The organism is Variovorax sp. GW821-FHT09D05 (assembly GCF_059416325.1).
Genome location: NZ_JBWKOZ010000006.1, coordinates 23,051 through 45,234, shown reverse-complemented (window position 1 = coordinate 45,234; position 22,184 = coordinate 23,051). Strand labels below are relative to the sequence as shown.

Here is a 22,184-nt window from a genome sequence, read left to right as displayed (position 1 = left end):
ATTGCGTTGGGAATTTTCATGAACTTCAATGCCTCTGCCGCACCCATCTTCGAAGTCGAGTCGCCGGATCAGCTGCTGCTCAATACACCTGTGGTCGTTGCGTTGGGCAACGCGTACAAGCTGTTCGAGAAGACCGGGCAGGACCTGAACAATTTCAACGTTCACATCGCCGAGAGGAAAAAGGAAAACGGCGAAGACGAGAACGGAGTCAACACCATCGGCATTGCGTTCACCGCCAAGCTGCCTCCGGGGCAGAAGGGGCTTGGCAACGCCAGCAAGCTGGGGCGGTCGATTACGTACATCGCCTCCAAAACCACGGGCGAAATACTCCGGGAGCAAGGAAGCCGGTAATGACGCTCGGCACCGGGTCTGGCTCGAAAGACGTTGCGCCTGCCTGGACTCGGTGCTTTCAATTTTGCAGAGGGAGGAAGAATGAGAATGAACGAAACCATCGAAGTTGATGGTCTGGCGGCGCAGGCGATTGCGGCAGCCTGTGAAGATGCAAGGTCTTCAGGCCTGCAGCTCGCAAACTACAAACTCGTCCTGGCCGAAGAATCCGACGACTACAGCGCGTCGTGGGTGGCGAAGGGCAAGCCGCAAGGCCATCGGGGCGCCTTGCCGGGCCTGCCCGAACCCAGCCTGCTGATCGAGAAGCGCGCTGGCCGGATCCTCCGGAAGCAGCTCTCGCGTTGAGTCGACGGCGTCATCCAAGGATTCGACATGTCTTCTCAAGTCATCATCCTCGCCCACGACATGTGGCGCAAAGGCGCGGGCGGTGCGCCCGCCGGGCTCGTGGGTCAGGCCGACAGCTTCGCTTATGCAGGGCTCGACCTGGGGCTCGCTCAGTTCGCCGCAACGACCTTCACCGGCACCAGTTTCACCGCCACCAGCTTCAAGCAGGCGGGCTGGAGCGCCTGCCAGTTCACGGGCTGCAGCTTCACGCAGTGCGACTTCGGCGGCATTTCGATCACCGGCTGCACTTTCATCAACTGCAGCTTCACGCGCGCCAACTTCGATGGCGGCAGCATCAGTACCAGCACCTTCACGCAATGTCAGTGGGACGACATCAGCTTCGCGGGCGGCCACTGGAACGACGTCGGGGTGCTGAACTGCGGCGGCACCGTGGTGCGTGCGCAGGGACTGCAGGGGCGCAGCGTGGACTTCACGGGCAGCACATTCGAGCAGCTCGAGTTTCAGGGCGCGAATATCAATTGAGCCCTGACGGGCAACGCCATCACTTCATCGATTCCATGTTCATGAAAAACATCAAGACCGTCTTTATCGCCACTGCCCTCCTGGGCGCCGTCTCTCTGTGCTTGGCGCAAACGGAAACGAAAACCACGCTGACCAAGCTGCACCAGAGTTACGAGAAGCAGGGCCGCCGCGCGCTCGGCATGCCGGAGTACGGCAAGCGTGTGCAGTTCCCGGCTGTGGTTGTCGAAGCGTCTGATTCCTTCGGCGGTACGTCGATGATCCGCGCCGCCGATGTGCGCAGCAATCAGGAACTGGCGCGCCTGACCCCGGCGGACGACGCACAGAACCAGAAGATGGGCGAGATGAGCAGCGGTGCGAAGTTCACTGCGAGCTGCGAGGTCGGCTTTGCGATGGGCTCGGCGTTTCTCACGATGAAGGACTGCGTGATCCGGCCCTGAAGCCGCATCCGCAGCAAAGGCAACGTACCAGTTCGAGGCAGGGAGAGAAGATGGCAGGAAACGAAGGCCCGCAACAACAAGGCCAGAAACCAACTGAGAGAGAACCCCAGACGGCGGTAGCGCCGCTGAACACCATCGTCAAGGAAGACATCGCCGCCGCAAGCAAGGCGGTGGACGATTGGTTGCGTTCGTTCAGTGGCGGCTACGTGACGCTGGAGCGCCTCACGATGGTGCTTGGCAGCATTCCGATCATCGGCAACATCATGGCGTTGGTGGATGTGTTCCTGGACATCATCAATATCGTCGAGAAGAAGGCCAAGGACGGGGTCGAGGCATTCCTGACCTGGGTCAGCCTGGGCATCAACCTGATCGGGCTGATCCCGTTGCCGCCGAGCATGGCTGCAGCGCGCATGAGCCTGCGGCCCACGCTGCATCTGGTGAAGCAGGAGCTGAAGGCGGCCGCCTCGAACCTGGGCGAAGCCATCGTCACGACGCTGGTAGGGCACCTGAACGCCACCATCATGGGCGAGCTCGACAAGTTCATCGATGGTGCCATCGACAAGCTCGACGGCATTCTCAAGAGCTGCGCCGACCTTGCCGACAAGATCATCGACAACCTGGTGGACATCCTGCGGCGCGTGCTGGGCCAGAAGGATTTGTTCGACGTCGCGAAGCCCGGTGCGACGGAAACGCGCGTGCACGATCCGAAAACGCAGAGTACCTGGAGCCGCATGTGGGGCACGGCCGTGCGCTACACCAAGCAGTCGGCGAACTATGTCGCCAAGACGGCCGCCAGCCAGCTGCCCGCGGGCGTTGCCGGCAAGGTCAACGGCGTGATCACGCAGATGCTGGATTTCAAGCGCCTGCTTCGCAGCCAACTGTCGGCGCTGGCCAACAAGGAGGCTCAGGCCAGCATCATGTGGCTGCTGCACAAGCTGCGGGATGCACTGCTGCGCAAGAAGGGGAAGCGCGCGGCCATCGTGCCGCCGCAGGCGGGCGCCAAGGCAGAGAAGGACAATCCGGGCACGCCGCTTGGACACATCAGCAAGCAGGCACCGGCGCAGGGAACTTCGGGCTGCAAGAACTGCCCCGCCCCCGCGCGCAAGGGCGCTTCCATCAGTCTTGCCACCGGCAACGAGAGCTTCACGCACACCGATTTCGTGCTCGCCGCGCCGCTTGCGATCGAGTGGGCGCGCACCTATGCCAGCGACCTCGAGGCCTTCGACCGCGGCAGCCTGGGGGCCCGGTGGATCACGCCTTACAGCATGCGGGTGGACGTTGCCACGCCAGTGCGCGGCGCACGCCAGGGACAGGCGAGCTTGGTGTATCACGCAGCCGACGGGCGCAGCCACGCCTACCCGCTGCTGGAGGTGGGGCAGACGCATTTCGATGCCATCGAAGAGGTCAGCATCTCGCGGCTGAACGAGAGCCTGTTGGTACTTGACTTCGGCAAGCCATTGCCCGCAGGCGAGCAGAGCGAGTGGCGGGAGATTTACGAGTACGTCGACAGCAAGCAGCAGCACTTCCGGCTCGTCGCGCAGCAGGCGAAAGACGGCATGTCCATCGGCCTGCGCTACGACCACGTGATCGCCTCGACCGGCGAACGCGTGCTGAGCGACATCATCAGCAAGCAGGGCGAAGCTGTCATGGCGCACGTGGGCACGCAGCCGGATGCGCAGACCGGCCTGATCAAGTCGCTGTGGGAGCTGAAGGACGGCCAGGTCATTCGTCAACTGGCCGCCTACACGCACGACGCAGAAGGTGACCTCGTCGCCGCGCAGGATGAAAACGGCGAAAGCTGGAGCTACACCTACGCGCACCATCTCGTGACCCGCTACACCGACCGCACCGGCCGAGGCATGAACCTCGAATACAACGGCACCGGCGCAGACGCCAAGGCCGTGCGCGAGTGGTCGGACGACGGCAGCTTCGCGCTCGCGCTGGAGTGGGACAAGAACATCCGCCTGACCTACGTGACCGACGCGCTGGGCGGCGAGACCTGGCACTACTACGACATCCAGGGCTACACCTACCGCATCATTCACCCAGACAAGCTGCAGGAATGGTTCTTCCGCGACGACGCGAAGAACATCACGCGCCACGTGCACACCGACGGCAGCACCGACGACTACACGTACGACGAAGACGGCAACTTGCAGACGCACACGCGCGCCGACGGCAGCCGTGTGTATTTCGAGTACGACAAGCTGCATCGCCTCACGGGCATCCTCGATGCCGAAGGCGGCGTTTGGAAGCGTGACTACGACGCACAGGGCCATCTCACGGAAGAGATCGATCCGCTCGGCCACAAGACCGAGTACGCCTACGACAAGGCCGGCAGGCCCGTGCGGATCACCGATGCGAAGGGCGGCGTGAAGGCGCTCGCCTATTCCCCGTCGGGGCAACTGCTCAGCTACACCGACTGCTCTGCCAAGACCAGCCGCTGGGAGTACGACGAAAGGGGGCGTCTTGCCAAGGCGACCGACGCCGCTGGCAACACCACCGGCTATCGCTACACAGCCGGCCAGCTCGAACAGATCGTGCAGCCCGACGAGACGAGCGAGCATTTCGAGCACGATGCCGAAGGCCGCCTGCTGACGCACACAGACGCGCTCGGACGAGCCACGCGCTACAGCTACACGCGCGCCGGGCTGATCGCCGGTCGCACCGACGCCGCAGGCCGCTCGCTCAAGTACTACTGGGACCTGCTGGGCCGCCTGACCGAGCTGCACAACGAGAACGGCAGTCGCTACGACTTCCGCTATGACCCGGTGGGCCGCCTGCTCGAGGAAACCGGCTTCGACCGCAAGACCACGCAGTACATCCATGAGGAGACCACCGGTGTCCTCGCCGGGGTGATCGAAGCGGGGCACCGCACCGAACTCGAGTTCGATCCGCTCGGCCGTTTGAGCGAACGCCGAGCCGGCGATCAGTCGGAGCGCTTTGCCTACGACCGCAACGGCCGCCTGCTCGAGGCGACCAACAGCGACGCACGCCTGCAGTGGTTCTACGACCCGGCCGGCAACCTGACGCGCGAGCATCACCACTACCTGGAGCGCAAGCGCACGGCGGTCTGGCAGCACCGCTACGACGAACTCAACCAGCGCATCGCCACCGTGCGACCCGACGGCCACGTGACCCAGTGGTTGACGTACGGCTCCGGCCATGTGCACGGGCTGATGCTCGACGGCCAGGACATCCTTGGCTTCGAGCGCGATGACCTGCACCGTGAGGTTGCGCGGGAGCAGGGCAATGGTCTGAGCCAGCGGCAGAAGTACGACCCGGCTGGGCGGTTGCTCGAACAGCAGATCTCGCGCACCAGGCCCGGTGCCATCGAGGCAGCGGGCATTCAGCGTAGCTACAGCTATGACAAGACCGGCCAACTGGTGGCCATCGGCGACAGCCGGCGCGGCAACCTCAGCTACCGCTACGACCCGGTGGGCCGCCTGCTCGAAGCCAATAGCCGCGTCGGACGCGAGATCTTCGCCTTCGATCCCGCAGGCAACATCGTCGACGCTTTGCCGACCAGCGACCCGCTCAGGCATCCAGCCAACAAACTGCTGGACAACCTGCTGAAGAGCTACGCGGGCACCAGCTACCGCTACGACGAACGCGGCAACATGACCGAGCGCGTGCGCAACGGCTGGCGGACCGTCTTCGCGTGGGACGGCTTCAACCGCATGACGGCGGCGACCGACCAAAGCGGCATCACCACCACCTTCAGCTACGACGCGCTAGGGCGTCGGTTGGCCAAGCGCTCGGGCGAGACCATGACGCTGTTCGGCTGGGATGGCGACGTGCTCGCGTTCGAGAGCACTCAGAGCAAGTCAGCGATCGAAGAGGGCGGCGGGCACGGCTGGAGCGTGCACTACATCCACGAGGCGAACTCGTTCGTGCCGCTGGTGCAGGTGCGCCGGGCAAGCGCAGTGGCGCTGAGCGAGACGACGGATGCGAAGGCGTTGATGCAGGCCAATGGCGGCGTCTACGACATCGAGCAGGATCCTTTGTGGAGCGGCGAGCACAGGCATGTGCCGCGCGCGTTCGACAGGAGGGAGATGGCGTTCTACCAGTGCGATCACCTGGGTACGCCGCAAGAGCTGACGGATCATGAAGGAAGCGTTGCCTGGTCTGCGCAGTACAAGGCGTGGGGAGAGGCGCGGGAGGCGATCAGCGAGGCGGGGCGCCGTGCAGGCATCGCAAATCCGATTCGATTTCAAGGTCAATATTTCGACGCTGAAACCGGGTTGCACTACAACCGTCACCGCTACTACGAGCCCTTGAGTGGAAGGTACGTAAGTCGAGATCCAATTGGTTTGGATGGCGGAAATAATATTTACCAATATGCTCCAAATCCCAGTCAATGGGTGGATCCACTTGGCTTGGCTAAGAAAGATCAAAAAAGCCAAAAACCGTGCCAAAGCAAGAAAAATTCTACAGAACCTAAATTGCCTGAAAAAATTATTGCGCAAGATGGCGGGCTACGCTTGGAGCACTATGTCCGAAGCGGTGATCATGCGCCTGCGCATTTCCATTTGAGAGGTGAAGGTGGTTTGAATATTCAGATTGGGCAAAATGGAAAGCCGATTAATGGGTCTGAGGAATTAACTGCCACTCAACGGGATTTTATTGAAAATAACAAGGCAAAGTTAAGATCGTCTGTCGATAGAATTCAGCGATGGCATCGTTATAGTAACTTACCCGAGGAGTGTGAATGACTGAGATTAAGGAAGTTTGGGTTTTCAATGGGGTAAATGCGAAATTCCCTTCGGCGGTTTTCCTGGTCAAAGAGGATGCGTTCGGTTGGATAAAAAAGCATGCATTGACTGGGGTCTTGACTAAATATCCAGTGGGTATTTCGGTTTATGAGTGGGCAATTGAAAGTGGTAATTTCAAAGTGAAATCAGAAAAAGATTCAACGCCGGAGTTTATAGGAAAATTTTCGAGCGCCGCGCAAGAGCATATGCATTTTGAAAATGGAATTTTTGATTAATTGGTGTTGATGGGTCAGAGATCGGCGGAATTCAACATGCACCTCGTTATGCCGAAGAGAAGTATCAGACTGGACAAGGCTGTGGGCGCGACTATGTTGAGTTTGATGTGCTAGCGTCAAGGCTTGAATGGGCTGGGAACCCTCGGTATCACAGGCAGAAGCTAACGATTAAAGGTGACGCTCCAGCATGCAGCCTGAAAGTTTTTAGGAGAGCTTAGGTGATCGAAAAGAACAAGGAATTGCGGATCGACGGAGAGAAGCTATTGCATGTCCTGCGAGACATCGAATACGTGCTCATTTCTCTGCACAAGATTGGCTCCTACTACGCGCTCGATTTTCCCGGGAAGAAATCGGAGTACTACGCGGAAACGACAAAATTCATTGATGACGGGGAAGTGACCGGACGGCTCGCCAAGATTCGATTCATCTTGTCCGGGGCTTTCGACGAAACGCGGGGAGTCGATGACTTGACAGACATCGAGCGCGCTTTGGAGGGGCTTGAATTCTGGAAACCAGGAAGTGCGAGTTAGTTTGACTGGCTCAAGCCGTTTACGCCACACCAGACTACAACCTGTATCGGTACTACGACCTAAAGCAGGACATTCCCGATTCCAAGTGAATATGGTGACTTACGCTTTGAGGTTGTGCGGGAGCAGGGTAACGGCCTGAGCCAGTGGCAGAAATACGACCCGGCGGGGCGGCTGTTTGAACAGCAAATATCGCGTCCAAAGGCCGGGGCCATCGAGTCGGGTGTCGGCATTCAGCATCGCTACAGCTACGACAAGGCGGGCCAACTGGTGGCCATCGGCGACAGCCGGCGCGGCAACCTCAGCTACCGCTACGACCCGGTGGGCCGCCTGCTCGAAGCCAACAGCCGCGTCGGACGTGAGATCTTCGCCTTCGATCCTGCAGGCAACATCGTCGACGCTCCACCGAGCGGCGACCCGCTCAGGCATTCAGCCAACAAGCTGTTGGACAACCTGCTGAAGAGCTACGCCGGCACCAGCTACCGCTATGACGAGCGCGGCAACATGACCGAGCGGTTGCGCAACGGCTGGCGAACCGTCTTCGCTTGGGATGGCTTCAACCGGATGACGGCAGCGACGGATCAAAGCGGCACCACCACCACCTTCAGCTACGACGCGCTGGGGCGCCGGCTGTCCAAGAGCTCGGGGGAGGCCACGACCCTGTTCGGCTGGGATGGCGACGTGCTCGCGTTCGAGAGCACGCAGAGCAAGTCAGCGATCGAAGAGGGCGGTGAGCACGGCTGGAGCGTGCATTACATCCACGAGGCGAACTCGTTCGTGCCGCTGGTGCAGGTGCGCCGGGCAACAGCGATGACGCTGAGTGAGACGACGGATGCGAAGGCGCTGATGCAGGCCAATGGCGGCGTCTACGACATCGAGCAGGATCCTTTGTGGAACGGCGAGCAGAGACATGTGCCGCGTGCGTTCGACAGGAAGGAGATGGCGTTCTATCAGTGCGATCACCTGGGCACGCCGCAGGAGCTGACAGACCATGAGGGAAGCGTTGCGTGGTCGGCGCAGTACAAGGCGTGGGGCGAGGCGCGGGAGGCGATCAGCGAGGCTGGCAGGAGGGCGGGGTTCAGGAATCCGATTCGGTTCCAGGGGCAGTATTGGGATGAAGAGACGGGGCTGCACTACAACAGGTATCGGTACTACGATCCGCTGTCTGGAAGATTCGTTAGTAGCGATCCGATTCGGCTGATCGGAGGCAGCAACCTTCATGCAGCTGTTCCCAATCCGACGGGCTGGGTTGACGCTAACGGTCTTTCTCCCGCTGGAATTCTCAAAAAGGCTGGGCAGGTCAAGGCGGGGAGAAGTGTCACGGTCTGTTCGTTCAAGGAGGCGTCGGCCGTCTTGTTTGCCGCATTCCCAGACGCGCAAAAGTCAGCCGGAGCAGCAGACAAAGATCCTGCAAAGACTGCGAGGGACAAAGCTGCATTCAAATCGAATCGTCAGAACGGCACCGGAAGGGCCTCGTACCACATGGACTTCAAGACGAATCCTGCAACAGGCGTGCTTTACGGGCACGAATCACTTCCCGACGGGCATCCGCATAAAACAATGCCGCATTTCAATGTCATCACGCCCGAGGGCGATCGCGTCGATATTTTCGTGGACCGTCCCACCCAATGTCCTTTGGCGAAGAAGAAATGAGCGACGCAGAAATAATTTCAAAATTAGGTTCAATTGTTCGATCCAAGAAGGTACTCTGGATCGAAGGCGATTATGTGCGGGACGGCGAAATGGTTCATTGGGAATGTTTTATCAAACTACTGGGAGATACGGCTGCAGTTGGTTTTGATGAATATTTGGAGAAATATGAAGATGCTGTCGATTTGTATGATATGTATGTGCGAAATAAATTGCCAGACATTGAATCGGCGTTGAGATTTGTTTTGGATTCATTTCCTCTTGCGGCTGAGAAAATGCGTCGAACTTGATTTTTTAAGAACTAATTGGTCTTGAAGGCCTTGTGGTTGGGTTCGAAAATACTCTCTGAAAAACCCCGTGGTTGGTTATCAAATCTTGGAGAAAATTTCGGGTGATGCTAATTTTATCGGGCTGCATGACCAGCTTCGCCGATATAGGGAGCAAGGCACCTCATTGGAAGAAATGATGCATTGCCTCGAGAGGTTGCGCGTGCGGGCTGAGACGGTACCCATTGAGGAAAAAATATTAGAATTGATGAATGTCGTAAGCGGGCTTTGTGCCTCGACTATTCGAGTATGGCGACTCCGATGAAATTTTGCTTTGACGAAAAATCTCTTTCTCTTTTGAGGCGGGCTGGATGGCACTCGCAGCGAAATGTCAAAACAGATCTATATCTACTGAATTGGCGTAAAGACGGCTATACCGTATTCCCGCATGCACTGGAATTCGCTCGCTCCTTCGGCGGGATTCACCTAGCGCACCGCGGATATGGCAGCGACGCTCCTGACGAAAGCCATTTCGATCCGTCTGTCGCAACGCGGCGATTTGATCGGGCTTGGGCGGTTGATAAGTACGAGGGGCTTGCGAAAGAAATTCTGATTCCCGTCGGGCAAGGTTATTCAGGACATCTCACATTTCTCATCGGGACCCAGGGCGGTTTTTATGGCGGGTACGACGACTACTTCTGCAGGATAGGGGAAACTGTGGAAGAAGCATTGGCCAATATTCTTTTCGGCAGAGCGTTCGAGAAGCTTCCCGGTTGATATGGGCGTGCAGATGAATGCAAACCCTCTGCCTCTAGCCGTGAGTGAGGCACTCAACCTCGGGTTTCCGATAACTAAATCAGCTTGATTTAGTCCTTCTCCTGCCCGATAGTCCCCCTGCGCCCGGATACCGAGCCTTCAAGGCCCGAGCGATCCGGATCCAAAGACCGCAGGCGCCTCGCCGCCCGCCCAAGGAGACAAACCATGCACAGCACCTCCCGCTCCATCCTGGCCATCGCGGCCATGTCCCTCGCCGCAGTGACCGCATCTACCGCCGCTTTCGCCGCAGACCAACCCATCATCGGCCTCGTCACCAAGACCGAAACCAACCCCTTCTTCGTCAAGATGAAGGAAGGCGCGCAGGAAGAAGCCAAGAAGCAGGGTGCCAAGCTGCTCTCCGGCGCGGGCAAGGCCGACGGCGACAACGCGGGTCAGATCACCGCGATGGAAAACATGATCGCGGCCGGCGCCAAGACCATCCTGATCACGCCTAGCGACGCGAAAGCCATCGTGCCGGCGATCAAGAAGGCGCGCGACAAGGGCGTGATGGTGATCGCGCTCGACAGCCCGGCCGATCCGCCGGATGCGACCGACGCGCTGTTCGCCACCAACAACTACACGGCCGGCGTGCTGATCGGCGAATACGCCAAGGCCGCGATGGCCGGCAAGCCCGCAAAGATCATCGCGCTCGACCTGCTGCCAGGCCACCCGGTGGGCGCGCAGCGCCACAACGGCTTCATGAAGGGCTTCGGTCTGCCGGCCAACGAGGCGAAGTCGAACGAGCTGTCGAAGGCGCCCGAGATCGTCTGCATGGCGGACAGCTATGGCGATCAGGCCAAGGCACAGACGGCGATGGAAAACTGCCTGCAGAAGGCGCCTGACGTGAACCTGGTCTACACGATCAACGAGCCCGCCGCGGCCGGTGCCTACAACGCGCTGAAGCGCGCAGGCAAGGAGAAGGGCGTGCTGATCGTCTCGGTCGACGGCGGCTGCCAGGGCATCAAGGACACCAACGCCGGCATCATTGCCGCGACCTCGCAGCAGTACCCGCTGAAGATGGCCGCGATGGGCGTCGCCGCGGGCGTCGAATTTGCCAAGACGGGCAAGAAGGCCTCGGGCTATGTCGACACGGGCGTGACGCTGATCGCGGGCAAGAGCGTGGCGGGCGTCGACAGCAAGGACACCAAAACTGGCGCCGAGCTGTGCTGGGGCAAGAAGTAAATAGCTGACAGCCCCCAGGGAGTATCTCGATGGCGAAATCTGCGACGCACCACATTCCGTGGGGCGCCTTGGGGCCGTGGCTGGCCCTTCTTGGCGCGTGCATCTTCTTTGCAACCCAGTCAGACCGTTTTCTTACGGGCGGGAATCTCTCGCTGATCCTGCAGCAGGTGATGGTGGTCGGCGTGATCGCCATCGGCCAGACGCTGGTGATCCTCACGGCGGGCATCGACCTGTCGTGCGGCATGGTGATGGCGTTGGGCAGCATCATCATGAGCAAGTTCGCCACCGAACTCGGGCTGCCCGTGCCGGTGGCCATCCTGTGCGGCATCGGCGTGACGACGCTGTTCGGCCTGCTCAACGGACTGCTGGTCACGCGCATCAAGCTGCCGCCTTTCATCGTGACGCTGGGCACGCTGAACATCGCCTTCGCGATCACGCAGCTGTACTCGTCGTCGCAGACCATCACCGACCTGCCCGGCGGCCTCACGGGCCTGGGCACCACCTTCACCATCGGCAACGCCGAGGTGGCGTGGGGTTCGGTGCTGATGGTGGTGCTCTATGCGCTCACCTGGTTCGTGCTGCGCGAGACGGCGGCGGGCCGGCATATCTACGCGGTGGGCAACAACGCGGAGGCCACGCGGCTGGTCGGCATTCCGACGCAGCGTGTGTTGCTGGGCGTGTACGTGGCGGCGGGCGTGCTGTACGGCATCGCCTCGCTGCTGTCGGTGGCGCGCACCGGCGTGGGCGACCCGAACGCGGGGCAGACCGAGAACCTCGACGCCATCACGGCGGTGGTGCTCGGCGGCACCAGCCTGTTCGGCGGGCGCGGCATCGTGCTGGGTTCGTTGATCGGCGTGCTCATCGTGGGCGTGTTCCGCAACGGGCTCACGCTGATGGGCGTGTCGTCGATCTACCAGGTGCTGGTGACGGGCGTGCTTGTGATTCTTGCGGTGGCGGCCGACCAACTCTCGCGCCGGGGAGCCCGCTGATGAACACCGTCACCAACCCCAAGATCGTCATGCAGGCCAAGGGCCTGGTGAAGCGCTATGGCCAGGTCACGGCGCTCGACGGCGTCGACTTCGAACTGCGCGAAGGAGAAATCCTCGCGGTGATCGGCGACAACGGCGCGGGCAAGTCGTCGCTCATCAAGGCACTGTCGGGTGCGGTTGTGCCCGACGAGGGCCAGATCCTGCTCGACGGCCAGCCGGTGCACTTTCGCAATCCGCTGGATGCGCGCCGCGCGGGCATCGAGACGGTTTATCAAGACCTGGCCGTGGCCCCGGCCATGACCATCTACGAGAACCTGTTCCTCGGCCGCGAGCTGCGCCGCCCCGGCTTCCTGGGCAGCGTGCTGCGCATGCTCGACAAGAAGCAGATGCTGCTCGAAAGCACGGCCCGCATGGCAGACCTGAAGGTCGGCATCCAGTCGATGACGCAGGCGGTCGAAACGCTCTCGGGCGGCCAGCGCCAGTGCGTGGCCGTGGCGCGCAGCGCGGCCTTCGCGCGGCACGTGGTCATCATGGACGAGCCGACCGCCGCACTGGGCGTGAAAGAGGGCAACATGGTGCTGGAGCTGATCCGCCGCGTGCGCGACCGCGGCCTGCCCGTGGTGCTCATCAGCCACAACATGCCGCACGTGTTTGAGGTGGCCGACCGCATCCACGTGGCGCGTCTCGGCAGGCGCGCGGCGGTGCTCGACCCGAAGAAGATCAGCATGAGCGACACGGTCGCCGTGATGACCGGCGCCATGACGGCCGACCAGTTGCCCGCGGAGGCGCATGCCTGATGCGGACACTTCTGCGCGCACGCCCGACCTGTTGCGGCCCCGTGGCTCCAACCAGGTCGGCATGCGCCAGTTCAACGAACGCACGGTGCTGCAGGCATTGCGCGTTCACACCAGCCTGCCAAAGGCCGACCTCGCTCGGCTGACCGGGCTCAGCGCGCAGACCATCGGGCTCATCACCGCGCGGCTGGAAGAAGACGGACTCATCGTCAAGCAAAGCCGCGTGCGCGGGCGCATCGGGCAGCCTTCGGTGCCGCTGGCGCTGAACCCGGACGGCGCCTTTGCCATCGGCATCAAGGTGGGCCGGCGCGGCGCCGAATGGCTGCTGATCGACTTCACCACGCAGGTGCGCGAGCGCCATGCCATCAGCTACGACTTTCCCGACGTGGACGAACTGCTGCCCGCCATCACGCAACACATGCACCGGCTGCGCGACGGGCTGGGGCCGCTGGCGGCGCGCAACGTTGGGGCCGGGCTGGCCGCACCGTTCCAGCTCGGCGGCTGGCACCGCACGCTGGGCCTGTCGAAAGCGCAGTCCGACCTGTGGAACCAGATGGACCTGGCCGCCGAGGTGCGCGCGCGCACCGACGTGCCGGTGAGCTTCGCGCGCGACACGGTGGCCGCCTGCGTGGCCGAGCTGGTGGGTGGGCGAGGGCATGACCTCAAGAGCTTCCTGTACATCTTCGTCGACACCTTCGTGGGGGGCGGGCTGGTCATCAACTCGCATCTGCACACCGGTGCGCACGGCAATGCGGGCGCGCTCGCTTCGCTGCCGATGCAGCCGCCGGGCAGTCGCGGTGCATTGCCGCCCCAGCTGGTTGCACAGGCGTCGCTCTGGGAGCTGGAGCAGCGCCTGATCGGCGAGGGCCTCGACGCCATGGCCGCCTATGACGACCGCGCCTTGCAGCCTCCCTATGCCGCGACGACGCAAGCTTGGCTGGAAAGCGCATCGCAGGCGCTGGCGCATGCCATCGTGAGCGGCACCGCCATGCTCGATCTGCCGGATGTGGTGGTGGATGGTTCGATGTCGCGCTCGCTACTGCAGGCGCTGCTCGACCAGACCCGCGCCGCGCTGGACCGCTGCAACTGGGAAGGCCTGTGGCAGCCGCGTCTGCATGGTGGCAAGGCGGGGGCGCAGGCTTGTGCGCTGGGCGGCGCGATGCTGCCGCTGCACGCGAACTTTGCGCCGGACCACGATGTGTTTTTGAAGGCGGCCTAACCTGCTTTACGCGAGCGCGCGAGGCTCAATGCCTCGGCGATCAGCGGCTTCACCGTCTCGAAGGTCTTCGCACTCGGATTGATCACGCTGACCCAGTACATCTTCGCATACACCGGGTGCGGCATCAGCGTGTCGAGCGCGGCGTGGTTGGCGGTAGCGGGCACTTCGCCGAACAGTGCGCGAAAGGTCTCTTTGCCCACGCCTATGTTCAGGCGAAACACGCCCGGGCGGTTCAGCTGCGAGGCGCTGTCGAAGTCGTTGTCCTTCGTCACGATCGTGGCGAAAGGAAACTTGTTGTCCCCGTCGTGAAAGAAGAAGGTGTTGTCGTCGGCGATCTGAAAGTGGCCGCCGGCCAGCATGTCGATGATGTGTTGGGTGATGGCGTCTTCGGTCATGAGCGCGATCTTGCCTGCGTTCATCAGGAGGGCCAGCGCCGCAGTCCCAGTTCGTCCGCCAGCCGGCGGTAGGCCTTGATCTGCGCCTGCACGTAGTCGTCTAACGCTGCGCCGGTGAGCGCGAAGGGGTACAGGCCGTGCTGCTCGCGCAACGCGGCGTAGCCGGGCGCGGCACTCGCTTCGCCGAAGGCCGCGACCCATGCGCGTACCGCGGCTTCAGGCACGTCAGCGCTCAGGTACAGGCCGCGCACGGTCGGCCACACCAGGTCAATGCCTTGCTCGCGCGCGGTCGGCACGCCGGTGAGCGCGCCGCCAAGCCGGTTCTCCGACAGCACCGCGAGCAGTCGCACCGCCGCGCCGCCCGCAATGGCCTGCAGGGCTTCGGCTGCATCGCCGGGGAACACGTCGACATGCTTGCCCTGCAATGCGCTCAGCGCATCCCCGCCACCTTCGAAAGAAACGAAGCGCATGGCCTTGTGATCGCGCCCCGCCGCGCGCACCAGCAGTGCGGCCTTTACCCAGTCCTGGCTGCCCACAGTGCCGCCCGCGCCAAAGGCGATGCGCGACGGGTCTTGCCGCAGCGCGGCGACCAGGTCTTGCAAGCGCTTGTAGGGCGAGTCGCGATGCACCGCGATCACGCCGTAGTCGGTGCCCAGCGTGGCGATCCAGCGTACAGCCGAGGGCGAATGCGGACCGAAGCGGCCTTGCGCGAGGTTGAGCAGCGAGCCGCTGGAAAACGCCACCAGCGTGCCCGGGCCACCGAGCTTGCCTGTGGCGACACGGTCGAAGGCTACGGCGCCGATGCCGCCCGGCAGGTAGCGCTGGGTGAGCGGCGGGCGCACGGGTCGCACGGCCTGCAACGCGTCGCGCGCCAGCGCGCAGGTCAGCGCGAAGCCGCCGCCGGCCTTGGCGGGGATCACGCAGTCGGCAGCGTTTTTGGAGGGGTCGTTCGCGGCGGCCATTGCGCGCACGCTGAAAGGCATCAGCAACGCGCACAACGCGCGAAGTGCATGGCGGCGGGTGGGGGGCGTGGACATGAAAATGGGCCCGTCAGATGGCGGCCGGGCGAGGCCACCAGATGATCGCATGCAGCCCCGGGCCGGCCTCGCGCGCTTCGAGCCGCAACTCGCCCCGGTGCCGCTGCGCAATGGAGCGCGCAATGGCCAGCCCGAGCCCGAAGCCGCCCTTGCCGGCGCGCGCGCCGCGCCGGAAGCGCTGGCCCAACGCGGCGCGCTCTTCGTCGTTGAGACCGGGCCCGTTGTCCTCGACGTTGAGGCTCCAGCCCGCTGCGTCGCCCGCGGCAAAGAGCGTGATCGTGCCTTCGGCCGGCGTGTAGGTGATCGCGTTGCTCACCAGGTTGCCCAGCGCCTCGCGCATCAGCCCCCGGTCTGCCACGGCAAGGAACTCCGGCGTGGGCGAATGAATGCCCAGGTCGATGCGCTTGGCGCGTGCCAGCGGCAGCAGGTCGACCGCCACTTCGCGCAGCAGCGCCGCAAGGTCGAACTCGGCGGGTTCCACCGACACCGTGTCGCTGCGGCCCAGCGCCAGCAGCTGCTGCGCGCTGCGCGTCGCGCGGCCGATTTCGGTGCCCAGCGCGTCTAGCGCCACTTGTACTTGCGCCGGGTCTTGCTCGCGCCGTGCGTAGTCGGCCTGCATCTGCAGCGTGGTGAGGTGGGTGCGCAGCTGGTGCGAGGCGTCGTCCAGAAACTGGCGCTGCTGCGTCACGAGGTCTTGCGTGCGCGACATCTGCTGGTTGACTGCGGCCACTAGTGGGCGCACCTCGGCGGGCAGGTCGGTCTCGGCGATGCGCGTGAGGTCGTCGGGCGTGCGCGAGCCCACCTCGCGCGCCAGTCGCGAGAGCGGCCTCAGCGCTGCCGCGAGCGCCAGGGCGGTGCCGCACAGCAGCATCGCCAGCACCAGCCCGTCGCGCAACGCCGCGCTGCGCACGAAGCGCGCGCTGAACTCCTGCCGCGAGCGCGTGCTTTCCCCCACCTGGATCAGCACGCTGCGCCCGGTGCTGCCGGCCGGCGCGCGGTCGAGATCGCGGCGGTAGGCCGCGAGCCGTACTGCTTCGCCGAAGTAGGTGGCGTCGTAGAAGGCCGGCACGCCCATCGCCAGTTCGGTGGGCGGCGCGGGCAGGTCGGCGCTGCCGAGCTCCACCAGCCCGTCAGACGTGGACACGCGAAAGAAGACCTGGCCGCTCGCCGTCAGCTCGAAGAACTCGAACATCGTGTACGGCAGCTCGACCGACAGGCCGCCCGAGGCGGTCGAGATGTTGGCGTCGATGGACTTGAGCGCGCCCAGCAGCGAGCGATCGTAGGCCGCGTTGGCGGCGGCCAGTGCGTCGTGCCGCGTCATCCACAGTTCGAGGCCGGTCACGACCAGCAGGGCAGGGAACAGCAGCAGCGCGAGCCGCTGCCAGAGGCTGGCGCGGCGCAGGCGTTCACGCAGGCCGCTCACTCAGTCTGCTTCCAGTACATAGCCGAGCCCGCGCAGCGTGACGATGCGAACCCCGGTGCCGTCGAGCCGCTTGCGCAGCCGGTAGACGAAAACTTCGACCGCCTCGGGGTGCACCTCTTCGTCGTCGGAGAACACGCGCTCGAGGATCTGCTGCTTCGACAGCGGCTCGCCGCTGCGCTGCACCAGCACGCGCAGCACCGCCAGTTCGCGCGGCGAGAGCGCCAGCGCCTCGCCGTTCAGCGTGAAGTGCCGGCGCGCGCCGTCGTACACCAGCGGGCCGCAGGCCAGCCGCGGATGCTCTACGCCACGCGCGCGCCGCACCAGCGCGTGCAGGCGCGCTTCGAGCTCGGCCAGCGCGAAGGGCTTGGCGAGGAAGTCGTCGGCGCCCGCGTTGAGCGAAGCCACGCGCTCGTTCAGCGAGTCGCGCGCCGTGAGGATCAGCGCCGGCAAGCGCTGGTCACGCTCGCGCAGCCGTTGCAGCACCGTGTGCCCGTCGAGCCCGGGCAGGCCCAGGTCGAGCACCAGCGCATCGTGGTCGCGCTGCTGCAGCGCCCGGTCGGCCAGGCGCCCGTCGTCCACCCATTCGACCTGGATGCCCGCATGCTCCAGCGCCTTGCAGAGCCAGGTGCCCAGGGTGTGTTCGTCTTCCGCCAGCAGGATGCGCATGGCGCCGATGCTAGGGCCTGCCGGGATCAATCAGGCTTGATGTTTGCCCTTGCGATGACCTTTTGCCAGCGGGTTTGCTCGGCAGCGATGAACTGCGCGAACTGCTCGGGCGTGCCGCCAATGGCTTCGGCCGCATCGGCCGTCAGGCGCTGCATGGAGTCGGGCGACTTCACCGCCTTCATCGTCTCGGCCGAGAGCTTGGCCAGGTTGGCGGGCGTGATGTTGGCGGGCGCGAGCATGCCGTACCACTGCGTCATCTCGAAGCCCGGGAAGCCCTGTTCGGCCACGGTCGGCACGTCGGGCAGCTGGGGCAGGCGCTTGGCCGATCCGGTCGCGATGCAGCGCACCTTGCCCGCCTTGATGAACGGAATGATCGCCGCCGCGCCGATGGCCGATGCGTCGAGCCGGCCCGAGAGCAGGTCGGTCACCATCGGGCCGGTCCCGCGGTAGGGCACGTGCAGCATGAACACGTCGGCTGTCATCTTCAGGTACTCGAAAGCCAGGTGGCCCGCGCTGCCGTTGCCTGCCGAACCATAGCTGAGCTTGCCCGGCTTCGACTTGGCGTATGCGATGAACTCCTTGAGGTTCTTCGCCGGCACGTCGGGGTGCACCACGTAGAGGCTGGGCACCTTGGCCAGCAGGCTCACGGGCTTGAAGTCCTTGTTCGCGTCGTAGGGCAGCTTGGCGAAGATGTACGGGTTGACCGCCAGCGTGCCGATGTGGCCGAGGATGATCGTGTGCTGGTCGGTGCTGCGCGCCACTTCGCTCATCGCGATGTTGCCGGCCGCGCCCGGCTTGTTGTCGACGAACACGCTCTGGCCCAGCGTGCGCGAGAGCTCGGCGGCGGTCGAGCGCGCGACGATCTCGGAGCTGCCGCCCGGCGCGAAGGGCACGACGAAGCGGATCGACTTGCTTGGCCAGGCGTCCTGGGCCGAGGCCAGCGAAGGCAGCAGGCCGCCGAGGGTGAGGGCGCCGCCGGCCTGCAGCCAGTGGCGGCGGCTCAGGCTGTGGGCGTCGTCAGGGGAAAAGAGATCGGACATGGTGCTTGTGTCTCCAGCGCTTTTGGATTGAAAGCGCGCATCGTGCCCGGTCGATGCTGTCGGAAAGCTGTCAGTTGCGGTTCGTCCAGTAATCCCGACCGAATTCGCCCGCGAGCCGGGCAATCAAGGTTTCCACGCGCGCCAGCACGATTTCGACCTGCGCGCGCACTGGAGCGTATGCGAAGCGCAGGTTGTGGAAGGTCTTGCCTTCGTCGGGGTCGTCATCGCGCAGGTACAGCGTGCCGTCGTGCAGCCGCAGGTCGAGGAACCAGCCCTGCTCGTAATCGGAGAAGACTTCGCCGGGTGTGCCTCTGGTCAGCGATTCGATGAAGGCTCGGCCCTCGCTGAAGCGGTCGTGCCATGGGAAGCTCAGGAGGAAGCGGCCGGGCGCATGGACTACCGGCCTGTTCCAGAAGTAGGGGCCTTCGGCCGGGTCCTTGCCGTGGCGCGCGGCCTTGGCCAGCAGGTCGCGGTAGTGACTGCCGAGCTCGTCCTCGTGGCCGACGCAGTCGGCCGACAGCACGAAGCCTTGTGCCGCGCCCGGAATTGCCGGCTGGTACAGCGGTTCGCACAGGTTCGCCCATTGTTCAGGCGAGATGCGCGACGACGGGCCGTAGTAGAACGAGTGCTCGACGATGAATGCAATGTCGATGTGCACGTCTTCCAGGGGCTCCGACTGCGCCGCCCAGTCGGGCAATGTCGTCTGGCTCGAAGAACCCGAGGCGTTTACGGTCATGGCGCTTCTCAGATCAGATTGCGCATCGCCTGCGCCGTCTCACGCAGCACCGGCAGCACTCGCGCCACCGCATCTTCCGAGCTCTCGTGCCCCATCGGCATCGTGATGTTCAGCGCCCCCACCAGCGTGCCGTGCCGGTCGCGCAGCGGCACCGCGATGCCGCGAGAGTTCAGGTCGAGCTGTTGTTCGGAAAGGGCCCAGCCCTGCGCCCGGATGCGGGCGAGTTCGAGCTTCATGCGCTCCATGCTTGCGATGGTGTGCGAAGTGAAAACCGTCAGCTGCCGTGTCGTCAGCCATTCATTCAGCTCGGCGTCGCTGCGCAGCGCCAGCATCAGCATGCCCGAGGCCGTGACCTGCGCCGGCACGCGCGCGCCGAGCACGTAGCCGGTGCTCATGCTGCGGTTGGGGCCGTTGCGCGCGATGTAGACCACCTCGTCGCCGTCCATCACGCTGAGGTAGGCGATCTCGTTGGTGCCCGCTGCCACCCGCTGCAGAAAGGGCTGCACCACGCGCGGCAGCCGGGCCGATTCCAGGTACGACTGGCCCAGCCGCAGCACGCGCGGCGTGAGCCAGAACAGCTTGCCGTCGCTCGCCACATAGCCCATGTGCTGCAAGGTCAGCAGATAGCGCCGCGCGGCTGTGCGGGTCATGTTCGTGCGCTGGCCGGCCTGGCTGGCAGTCAGGCGCGGGTTGGCGTCGTCGAAGGCCTCGATGATGCTCACGCCACGCTCCAGGCCGGCGATCCAGTCGCGCTTGTCCAGGCCGGGCGGCGGCGCCGGGTCGTCCTTGCTGTCCTTGCTCATGGGCGGAAGTGTGCCTGCGTGGATGGGGTCGGAGTTTGCATTTGATGACAGTGAAAACCCTTGAATTGAACGATCAGTGATTTTTTGAGTTCGATAATCGCACGATTCAAGGTGCCGAAGGCTGCGTGATTCAGGCGAAGCGACTATAAAGCTCGGCATCCGCCCTCGAAAAGAGCGATTGACGAACGGAAGCACGCACATGAGCCATTCCATCCGCGGCAGCACCCAGGCTTACCTGATCCCCGGCGACCCGGTTCGCAATGTGCGGCTGCCCCGCATGTTCAACGCCGCCTTCGAGCGCTTCGGCATCGACGCTGTGCTGCTGCCCATGCAGGTGCCGGTGCGCGACTTCGCGGTGTTCTTCAAATCGGCCTTTCTCGCGCGCAACGTGCGCGGCATGGTGATCGCGCCGCCGCACAAGCCGCTGGTGGTCGACCTGCTCGACGGCTGCGGCCTCTTCGGTCGCGTGGCCGGCTCGGTCAACGTGGTGCGCCGCACCGAGGGCGACCAGCTCGAAGGCGACCTGTTCGACGGCGAAGGCCTGATCGGCGCGCTCGATCACTACAACATTCCGTTCCGCGGCAAACGGGTGCTGATCCTCGGCGCGGGCGTGAGCGCCGCAGCCATCGGCGTTGCGCTGGCCGAAGGCGGCACGGTGAACGGCGCGGAGTACATCGCGTTCTACGACAGCGCCGCAGGCAAGGCGGCCGGTGTGGCGGCCAAGCTCAACGCCTTCTTCGACGCGACTGTGGTCTCGGCCGACAGCAACGCGCCCGAAGGCTACGACCTCGTCATCAACGCCACGCAGTTGGGGCTGGTCGAAGGCGATGCGTTGCCCCTCGACGTGTCGCGCATGGACGGCCACGCGGCACTGTTCGACATTCTTCTGCGCAACCAGCCCACGCCGCTGGTGCAGGCAGCGCGAGCGCGCGGACTCAACGCACAGGCGGGCTTCGAGATGCTCATCCAGCAGATGCCGCACTACTTTCGCTACTTCGGCCATCTCGATGCGGCTGCCGCGATGCAGGCCGACGCCGACTTCCTGCGCGAAATCATCTACCCACCGGCCATGCAAGCCGAAATTGCGCAGCCCTTGCGCTACCACTCGCCCAGCGTCGCCTGAGCCCCGATTTTTCAAAGAAACAACCGACATGATTTCCGGCAAGACCACGCTCATCGCCCACATCGGCTATCCCACCGAGGCCTTCAAGGCCCCGATGATCTACAACCCCTGGTTCGACAAGCACGGCATCGACGCTGTGGTGGTTCCGATGGGCGTGAAGCCCGAGGACTACGCGGCCTCGCTGCCGCAGATCTTCAGGTTCAGCAACCTGCGCGGCGCGCTGGTGACCATGCCGCACAAGGTCACGACCATGTCGTTGGTCGACGAGGTGACGCCCACTGCGCGCGTCGCGGGCGCTTGCAACGCCATCCTCAAGCGGCCCGACGGCACGCTGCTGGGCGACCAGTTCGACGGTGCGGGCTTCGTGCGCGGCGTGGAGCGCAAGGGGCGCCTGTTCAAGGGCACGCGCGTGCTGGTGTCGGGCACGGGTGGCGTTGGCTCGGCCATTGCCGCATCGATTGCCGCCGCCGGAGCCGCCGAGCTGATGCTGTTCGACATGAGCGAGGCCTCGGCCGGCGCATTGGCCGCGCGGCTGCGCGAGCACTATCCGCAAATGAAGGTGGCCACGGGGTCGAAAGACCCGGCCGGCTACGACGTGGTCGTCAACGCCACGCCGCTCGGCATGAAGGAGGGCGACCCGCTGCCCTTCGACGTGGACCGCATCGACCCCGGCACTTTCGTCGGCGAGGTGGTCATGAAGACCGAATACACGCCGCTGCTGCAGGCCGCCAAGGCCAAGGGCTGCCAGGTGCAGGTCGGCACCGACATGCTGTTCGAGATGATCCCTGCCTACCTCGAGTTCTTCGGATTCGGCACAGCCTCCCCGGAGGAATTGCGTGCCGTGGCCCAATTGAAATACTGAAAGGCCAGGTCATC

23 protein-coding genes are annotated in these 22,184 nt (G+C 63.8%); 16 read left to right on the top strand and 7 right to left on the bottom strand.

Annotation, left to right across the window (positions count from 1 at the left end):
* Positions 1-18: 18 nt before the first annotated feature.
* The 14 genes from AC07O3_RS17165 (at position 19) to AC07O3_RS17100 (ending at position 14,085) form a co-directional block, all read left to right on the top strand.
* Positions 19-351 carry a hypothetical protein gene (locus AC07O3_RS17165; protein WP_093050587.1) on the top strand — a complete coding sequence of 111 codons (333 nt, stop codon included), beginning with the start codon at positions 19-21 and terminating at the stop codon, positions 349-351.
* Between the two features lie 87 nt (positions 352-438).
* Positions 439-693: a hypothetical protein gene (locus tag AC07O3_RS17160; protein ID WP_093050584.1), complete on the top strand. Its 255-nt coding sequence runs from the start codon at positions 439-441 to the stop codon at positions 691-693.
* Positions 694-720: 27 nt separating this feature from the next.
* On the top strand, positions 721-1,215 hold the full coding sequence (locus AC07O3_RS17155; protein WP_093050581.1) for a pentapeptide repeat-containing protein: 495 nt from the start codon (positions 721-723) through the stop codon (positions 1,213-1,215).
* A gap of 41 nt (positions 1,216-1,256) precedes the next feature.
* Positions 1,257-1,652: a hypothetical protein gene (locus AC07O3_RS17150; RefSeq protein WP_495339899.1), complete on the top strand. Its 396-nt coding sequence runs from the start codon at positions 1,257-1,259 to the stop codon at positions 1,650-1,652.
* Positions 1,653-1,702: 50 nt separating this feature from the next.
* A complete protein-coding gene (locus tag AC07O3_RS17145; RefSeq protein ID WP_495339898.1) occupies positions 1,703-6,367 on the top strand; it encodes an RHS repeat-associated core domain-containing protein in 4,665 nt (1,554 codons plus the stop codon).
* Positions 6,364-6,642, top strand: a complete 279-nt coding sequence (locus AC07O3_RS17140) for a DUF7710 domain-containing protein (protein WP_093081525.1) — start codon at positions 6,364-6,366, stop codon at positions 6,640-6,642. The genes AC07O3_RS17145 and AC07O3_RS17140 overlap by 4 nt, the downstream gene beginning before the upstream one ends.
* 218 nt (positions 6,643-6,860) lie before the next feature.
* A complete protein-coding gene (locus AC07O3_RS17135; protein ID WP_495339897.1) occupies positions 6,861-7,172 on the top strand; it encodes a hypothetical protein in 312 nt (103 codons plus the stop codon).
* A 114-nt stretch (positions 7,173-7,286) separates the two neighbouring features.
* Positions 7,287-8,822, top strand: a complete 1,536-nt coding sequence (locus tag AC07O3_RS17130; RefSeq protein WP_495339896.1) for an RHS repeat domain-containing protein — start codon at positions 7,287-7,289, stop codon at positions 8,820-8,822.
* Positions 8,819-9,109 (top strand): hypothetical protein, encoded by a 291-nt coding sequence (locus tag AC07O3_RS17125; protein WP_177192879.1) that lies wholly within the window; start codon positions 8,819-8,821, stop codon positions 9,107-9,109. Before AC07O3_RS17130 ends, AC07O3_RS17125 begins: the two co-directional genes overlap by 4 nt.
* Positions 9,110-9,406: 297 nt before the next feature.
* Entirely contained in the window at positions 9,407-9,862 is a 456-nt protein-coding gene (locus AC07O3_RS17120) for an SUKH-3 domain-containing protein (protein WP_177192878.1), read from the top strand.
* 243 nt (positions 9,863-10,105) lie between these two features.
* Positions 10,106-11,083, top strand: coding sequence for a sugar ABC transporter substrate-binding protein (locus AC07O3_RS17115; RefSeq protein ID WP_177142476.1), 978 nt, complete (start codon positions 10,106-10,108; stop codon positions 11,081-11,083).
* 29 nt (positions 11,084-11,112) lie between these two features.
* Entirely contained in the window at positions 11,113-12,072 is a 960-nt protein-coding gene (locus AC07O3_RS17110) for an ABC transporter permease (protein ID WP_093050562.1), read from the top strand.
* Positions 12,072-12,869: an ATP-binding cassette domain-containing protein gene (locus AC07O3_RS17105; RefSeq protein WP_093179500.1), complete on the top strand. Its 798-nt coding sequence runs from the start codon at positions 12,072-12,074 to the stop codon at positions 12,867-12,869. Before AC07O3_RS17110 ends, AC07O3_RS17105 begins: the two co-directional genes overlap by 1 nt.
* Positions 12,862-14,085: an ROK family transcriptional regulator gene (locus AC07O3_RS17100; protein WP_495339895.1), complete on the top strand. Its 1,224-nt coding sequence runs from the start codon at positions 12,862-12,864 to the stop codon at positions 14,083-14,085. The genes AC07O3_RS17105 and AC07O3_RS17100 overlap by 8 nt, the downstream gene beginning before the upstream one ends.
* Here the strand turns inward: AC07O3_RS17100 and AC07O3_RS17095 are convergent.
* From AC07O3_RS17095 to AC07O3_RS17065, 7 genes are all read right to left on the bottom strand, one after another.
* The gene (locus tag AC07O3_RS17095; RefSeq protein ID WP_495339894.1) at positions 14,082-14,504 is read right to left on the bottom strand and encodes a DUF6194 family protein; all 423 of its coding nucleotides are present in this window, start codon (positions 14,502-14,504) and stop codon (positions 14,082-14,084) included. The two genes, AC07O3_RS17100 and AC07O3_RS17095, sit on opposite strands and share 4 nt — an antisense overlap.
* Positions 14,504-15,517 carry a Bug family tripartite tricarboxylate transporter substrate binding protein gene (locus AC07O3_RS17090; RefSeq protein ID WP_495339893.1) on the bottom strand — a complete coding sequence of 338 codons (1,014 nt, stop codon included), beginning with the start codon at positions 15,515-15,517 and terminating at the stop codon, positions 14,504-14,506. Before AC07O3_RS17090 ends, AC07O3_RS17095 begins: the two co-directional genes overlap by 1 nt.
* Positions 15,518-15,530: 13 nt before the next feature.
* On the bottom strand, positions 15,531-16,940 hold the full coding sequence (locus tag AC07O3_RS17085; protein ID WP_495339892.1) for a sensor histidine kinase: 1,410 nt from the start codon (positions 16,938-16,940) through the stop codon (positions 15,531-15,533).
* Positions 16,941-17,606, bottom strand: a complete 666-nt coding sequence (locus tag AC07O3_RS17080) for a response regulator (RefSeq protein WP_093050550.1) — start codon at positions 17,604-17,606, stop codon at positions 16,941-16,943.
* Between the two features lie 26 nt (positions 17,607-17,632).
* The gene (locus tag AC07O3_RS17075) at positions 17,633-18,646 is read right to left on the bottom strand and encodes a Bug family tripartite tricarboxylate transporter substrate binding protein (protein ID WP_093081501.1); all 1,014 of its coding nucleotides are present in this window, start codon (positions 18,644-18,646) and stop codon (positions 17,633-17,635) included.
* Positions 18,647-18,716: 70 nt separating this feature from the next.
* Entirely contained in the window at positions 18,717-19,382 is a 666-nt protein-coding gene (locus tag AC07O3_RS17070) for a hypothetical protein (protein WP_143042544.1), read from the bottom strand.
* Between the two features lie 8 nt (positions 19,383-19,390).
* A complete protein-coding gene (locus tag AC07O3_RS17065; protein ID WP_093050543.1) occupies positions 19,391-20,185 on the bottom strand; it encodes an IclR family transcriptional regulator domain-containing protein in 795 nt (264 codons plus the stop codon).
* 199 nt (positions 20,186-20,384) lie between these two features.
* Here AC07O3_RS17065 and AC07O3_RS17060 point away from each other — a divergent pair, with 199 nt between their 5' ends.
* Positions 20,385-21,308 carry a shikimate dehydrogenase family protein gene (locus AC07O3_RS17060; RefSeq protein ID WP_093179496.1) on the top strand — a complete coding sequence of 308 codons (924 nt, stop codon included), beginning with the start codon at positions 20,385-20,387 and terminating at the stop codon, positions 21,306-21,308.
* 28 nt (positions 21,309-21,336) lie between these two features.
* On the top strand, positions 21,337-22,170 hold the full coding sequence (locus AC07O3_RS17055; protein ID WP_093179494.1) for a shikimate dehydrogenase family protein: 834 nt from the start codon (positions 21,337-21,339) through the stop codon (positions 22,168-22,170).
* Positions 22,171-22,184 lie beyond the last annotated feature (14 nt).

Excerpts from the sequence above, each read along its gene's own strand:
- AC07O3_RS17060 (WP_093179496.1), top strand. The coding sequence starts at position 20,385 with ATGAGCCATTCCATCCGCGGCAGCACCCAGGCTTACCTGATCCCCGGC.
- AC07O3_RS17080 (WP_093050550.1), bottom strand. The coding sequence starts at position 17,606 with ATGCGCATCCTGCTGGCGGAAGACGAACACACCCTGGGCACCTGGCTC.
- AC07O3_RS17055 (WP_093179494.1), top strand. The coding sequence starts at position 21,337 with ATGATTTCCGGCAAGACCACGCTCATCGCCCACATCGGCTATCCCACC.
- AC07O3_RS17075 (WP_093081501.1), bottom strand. The coding sequence starts at position 18,646 with ATGTCCGATCTCTTTTCCCCTGACGACGCCCACAGCCTGAGCCGCCGC.
- AC07O3_RS17145 (WP_495339898.1), top strand. The coding sequence starts at position 1,703 with ATGGCAGGAAACGAAGGCCCGCAACAACAAGGCCAGAAACCAACTGAG.
- AC07O3_RS17140 (WP_093081525.1), top strand. The coding sequence starts at position 6,364 with ATGACTGAGATTAAGGAAGTTTGGGTTTTCAATGGGGTAAATGCGAAA.
- AC07O3_RS17125 (WP_177192879.1), top strand. The coding sequence starts at position 8,819 with ATGAGCGACGCAGAAATAATTTCAAAATTAGGTTCAATTGTTCGATCC.
- AC07O3_RS17110 (WP_093050562.1), top strand. The coding sequence starts at position 11,113 with ATGGCGAAATCTGCGACGCACCACATTCCGTGGGGCGCCTTGGGGCCG.
- AC07O3_RS17120 (WP_177192878.1), top strand. The coding sequence starts at position 9,407 with ATGAAATTTTGCTTTGACGAAAAATCTCTTTCTCTTTTGAGGCGGGCT.
- AC07O3_RS17115 (WP_177142476.1), top strand. The coding sequence starts at position 10,106 with ATGTCCCTCGCCGCAGTGACCGCATCTACCGCCGCTTTCGCCGCAGAC.
- AC07O3_RS17100 (WP_495339895.1), top strand. The coding sequence starts at position 12,862 with ATGCCTGATGCGGACACTTCTGCGCGCACGCCCGACCTGTTGCGGCCC.
- AC07O3_RS17160 (WP_093050584.1), top strand. The coding sequence starts at position 439 with ATGAACGAAACCATCGAAGTTGATGGTCTGGCGGCGCAGGCGATTGCG.
- AC07O3_RS17150 (WP_495339899.1), top strand. The coding sequence starts at position 1,257 with ATGAAAAACATCAAGACCGTCTTTATCGCCACTGCCCTCCTGGGCGCC.
- AC07O3_RS17090 (WP_495339893.1), bottom strand. The coding sequence starts at position 15,517 with ATGTCCACGCCCCCCACCCGCCGCCATGCACTTCGCGCGTTGTGCGCG.
- AC07O3_RS17155 (WP_093050581.1), top strand. The coding sequence starts at position 721 with ATGTCTTCTCAAGTCATCATCCTCGCCCACGACATGTGGCGCAAAGGC.
- AC07O3_RS17065 (WP_093050543.1), bottom strand. The coding sequence starts at position 20,185 with ATGAGCAAGGACAGCAAGGACGACCCGGCGCCGCCGCCCGGCCTGGAC.
- AC07O3_RS17165 (WP_093050587.1), top strand. The coding sequence starts at position 19 with ATGAACTTCAATGCCTCTGCCGCACCCATCTTCGAAGTCGAGTCGCCG.
- AC07O3_RS17095 (WP_495339894.1), bottom strand. The coding sequence starts at position 14,504 with ATGAACGCAGGCAAGATCGCGCTCATGACCGAAGACGCCATCACCCAA.
- AC07O3_RS17070 (WP_143042544.1), bottom strand. The coding sequence starts at position 19,382 with ATGACCGTAAACGCCTCGGGTTCTTCGAGCCAGACGACATTGCCCGAC.
- AC07O3_RS17105 (WP_093179500.1), top strand. The coding sequence starts at position 12,072 with ATGAACACCGTCACCAACCCCAAGATCGTCATGCAGGCCAAGGGCCTG.